The 4,228-nt window shown below is 38.7% G+C and carries 3 protein-coding genes; 1 reads left to right on the forward strand and 2 read right to left on the reverse strand.

What is annotated here, in order from left to right; genetic code table 11:
* Nucleotides 1–125: 125 nt before the first annotated feature.
* Both M2369_RS19285 and guaB read right to left on the reverse strand, forming a co-directional pair.
* On the reverse strand, nucleotides 126–1,451 hold the full coding sequence (locus M2369_RS19285; RefSeq protein WP_041506556.1) for a D-alanyl-D-alanine carboxypeptidase family protein: 1,326 nt from the start codon (nucleotides 1,449–1,451) through the stop codon (nucleotides 126–128).
* Nucleotides 1,452–1,611: 160 nt separating this feature from the next.
* Nucleotides 1,612–3,078 (reverse strand): IMP dehydrogenase, encoded by a 1,467-nt coding sequence (gene guaB, locus M2369_RS19290; protein WP_008342039.1) that lies wholly within the window; start codon nucleotides 3,076–3,078, stop codon nucleotides 1,612–1,614.
* Nucleotides 3,079–3,199: 121 nt separating this feature from the next.
* Here guaB and M2369_RS19295 point away from each other — a divergent pair, with 121 nt between their 5' ends.
* The gene (locus M2369_RS19295; protein WP_259255647.1) at nucleotides 3,200–4,168 is read left to right on the forward strand and encodes a YaaC family protein; all 969 of its coding nucleotides are present in this window, start codon (nucleotides 3,200–3,202) and stop codon (nucleotides 4,166–4,168) included.
* Nucleotides 4,169–4,228: the final 60 nt, after the last annotated feature.

Genomic DNA, 4,228 nt, shown 5'->3' on the forward strand with positions numbered 1-4,228 from the left:
GTGTGTGGGAGGCCTTTTTCATTCAATCTCATCCATCATCATTACGATGAAAATAAAAAAGATTGTAGAAAAACATGAGTTTCTCTACAATCTGACTGCTCTCACATAAAGAGAGCAGTTTTTTATTAGAACCAACCTTTTACTGTGTCGACGATTCCGCCCCAAATGCCAGCGAAGAATCCACCTACACCACGCATTGCAAGGATGAACCAGTTTGCTTTTTCATCACCTGTTTTCGTCACAAGCTCAACACCTGATTGGTCTTTACTCAAATAACCGTAGTCCTTCTCATCACCAGAATAAGAAGTCGTCAGCATGCCAACCTTCGTTCCTTTTTTAATAGGAGCTTCTAGGTTCTTTTTATCAATATTTACTTTCGCTTTATAGCTCTTCTCATCACCATTTTTAACCGGTACAGAGAAAGCTTCTTTCGTCACGACGGGTACTTCTTTATCTTTCCCTTTATCGACTTCGATGTTTTCATGTCCCTTGATTTGTTGGCCTTTTTTGTACATTTCTTTCATCGTGAAGTTTTTAAAGGCATAATCGAACAATTTTTTCGCCACATCAAAACGAGCTGTATGAAGATTTCCTTTAGCATTCAGGACAACTGCGATCACACGCATGTCACCACGTTTTGCTGTACCTGTGAAGCTAGAACCAGCTGAATCAGTAGAGCCCGTTTTCAGACCGTCTACGCCTTCATATTCTTTCACAAGTCCTTTAAGCATAAAGTTCCAGTTTGGCATGTCCATTTCGTCATCTGTGCCTTCTCTGAACTTTGTTTTCGCGATGCTTGCTGTTTCAAGAATTTCTGGATGATCTTTGATGAGATGCTGTGCAAGCAAAGCCATATCCTTTGCAGAAACTTCGCTTTCTTCATCAGGTCCCGTACCTTTTGGCTGTTTGCCATGTAAGTCTTTATTTTCTAATCCAGTTGCATTCACGAATTTGTAATTGGTTAAACCAAGTTCTTTTGCTTTTGCATTCATTTTTTCAACAAACTTTGATTCTGATCCAGCGATTACCTCTGCTAAACCAATTGCTGCTGCATTTGCTGAATATATAGCCGTTGCTTGATAAAGTTCTTTGACAGTATACGAACCATCTTTTCTCAATGGAACATTGGATAAACTGCGGTCCTGAGAAATTTCGTACACGTAATCATCTGGTGTATAGGTTTGATCCCATTTCACTTTGCCTTCAGCAATCGCCTCTAGTAATAGATACTCTGTCATCATCTTTGCCATACTTGCAATAGGCAGTCTTTGTTCTGCGTTTTTACTATAAAGAATTTTACCTGTAGAAGCTTCAATAAGGATAGCTGCTTTCGCATTCACATTGAATGGATCTTCAGCCGCTTTTGCTTTGGACATTGGGGTAAATGTAGTAACAATCAATGCCAATGCAAGGATAGAGACCATAAGCTGTTTCAACATCTTGCTGTTCAATCGTCATACCTCCGTATTCATCTTTTTTCGACGTTTTTCATATATATTTAATCCACAAGGGCTTATTTCGACACAACAGTATAAATTTTATCACAATAAAGACAAAAAAAATAGACAGAGTCATAGACCCTGTCAAATGTAATTTGATTGTCACAATTTATCAAGAAATTGTGTAGTTTGGTGATTCTTTTGTAATTTGTACATCATGTGGATGGCTCTCACGAAGACCTGCACCTGTCATGCGAATGAATTGTGCTTCTTCTCTAAGAGTACGTAAGTCCTGTGTTCCACAGTAGCCCATACCAGAGCGAATACCGCCAACAAGTTGGTAAACAGTGTCAACAACTGGTCCTTTATACGGTGTACGTCCTTCGATACCTTCTGGAACGAATTTTTTATTATCTTCTTGGAAGTAACGATCTTTACTTCCTTTTTCCATTGCAGCAACAGAACCCATACCACGATATACTTTGAAACGTCTGCCTTGGAAAATTTCTGTTTCTCCTGGGCTTTCAGATGTACCAGCAAGAAGGCTTCCCAGCATAACAGCATGTCCACCAGAAGCTAATGCTTTCACGATATCACCTGAATATTTAATTCCACCATCTGCAATAATAGATTTACCATGCTTTCTTGCTTCTGTTGCACAGTCATAAATCGCTGTGATTTGTGGTACACCGACCCCTGCAACAACACGTGTTGTACAAATCGATCCTGGTCCAATACCCACTTTTACAATATCTGCTCCAGCTTCAAACAATGCTTTTGTTGCTTCAGCTGTTGCAACGTTACCAGCAATGATATTAAGAGAAGGATACGTTTCACGGATTTTCGATACAGTGTCTAGAACACCTTGAGAATGACCGTGTGCTGTATCAATGACGATCACATCAACATTGGCTTCTACTAATTTTTTCACACGAGTCATTGTATCGCCAGTGACACCTACAGCGGCACCAACAATTAAACGGCCATGTGCATCTTTAGAGGAGTTAGGGAATTCAATCACTTTTTCAATATCTTTGATGGTGATGAGACCTTTTAATGTTCCTTCGTCATCTAAAAGAGGTAATTTTTCAATTTTATATTGCTGAAGGATTTTTTCAGCTTCTTCTAATGTTGTTCCAACAGAAGCTGTCACAAGTTCCTCTTTTGTCATCACGTCGCTAATCTTCATTGAATAATCCGAAATAAAACGAAGGTCACGGTTCGTAATAATCCCAACAAGCTTTTGATCTTGTTCGTTATTAACAATCGGTACACCAGAAATACGATATTTACCCATTAAATGTTCTGCATCGAATACTTGATGATCCGGTGTTAAGAAAAATGGATTTGTAATAACACCACGCTCTGAACGTTTTACTTTGTCCACTTGTTCAGCTTGCTGCTCGATAGACATGTTCTTATGGATGATTCCAAGACCACCTTGACGTGCCATTGCAATCGCCATTTGTGATTCCGTCACAGTATCCATTCCTGCACTAATAATTGGAATGTTCAGCTTTAAAGTGCTTGTTAACTCAACTGATAAATTGACATCACGCGGAAGCACCTCAGACTTTGCTGGAACAAGCAACACATCGTCAAACGTCAAACCTTCTTTTGAAAATTTACTTTCCCACATTAGTAAATCCCCCTCTTTTCGGCAAAATATTATATGTAGATTATCAACTAGGAAACAGCATGTCAAGGAAGCAACAAACAGTTGCAATTTTTAGAAAATATAAAGAGAGTTGAGGAAGAAGATGAAAAGTTCAGGATGGAAGGATTTAAAACGTTTTTACTCACTTGAAACTTCCCAAAAGTTTCTATTTCAACAGTATGAGAAACGGAACATTCATGAGGCAAACCAGCAGGCCTATAAAAACTGTGAACGATTTATTTACTTTTTAAAGCACGGTCATACATTTTATGACCAAGCCGCATCAGCTCCGCTTGAACTAAAACCGATTTTATTGTTTTATGGAATGGCACAGCTGTTAAAGGCATGTTTGCTGACAGTGGATCCCGACTATCCTTCTCAAACCTCTGTCTTAGCTCATGGCGTCACCTCAAGAAAAAGAAAGAAGCAACATTATCGTTTTAGTGAGGATGAAGTCAAGATTCAGCGAAACGGATTATGTATGCATGTATTAAAGCACTTATTTCATTTAAATGGTCTTGAAGATGAACGATTTACGATGATCAATCTCCTTTCAAAAATACCTGAAATGGGTCATATTCTGGAGTTTCAAAAACAACCCTCTACTTTAGTGAAAATAGAACAAGCAAATGGCATGTTGATTCAAGATCATATTCCCTTGCTCTATAACATGTCTGCCGAACGTTTTATTGAATATTTTGAGTTCCATACAACTTGGAAGCTTAAGCAACGAGAAGCTAAAAAACTAACATTTGATGTATTTTCAGAAGAAAACCCTGCTCTTGCTACTCATCTTCATTATGATTTAGAAATGAATCAATGGTTCATTCCATCAACGCGAGATGCCTTTTTAGGGATTCCTGAGATCATCAGCCATTACTTGTTAATGTATAATCTCAGTATGATTGCCCGCTACGAAACAGAATGGTGGTACGAGCTTTTATCTCAATACATTAGTGATGATTATGTCATGATTGAACGTTATATGGAGATTGCAGAGGACAAGTTTCCGGCTTATATCATGATGCTGCTAGAAGAAAACACAAAAAAGACCAGTTCCGATTGGAACTGATCCTTTGAAAAGCTTGGCGGCGTCCTACTCTCACAGGGGGAAACCCCCAACTACCATCGG

The organism is Bacillus sp. JUb11 (genome assembly GCF_024807925.1).
GTDB classification, from domain to species: Bacteria; Bacillota; Bacilli; order Bacillales; family Bacillaceae; genus Bacillus; species Bacillus altitudinis.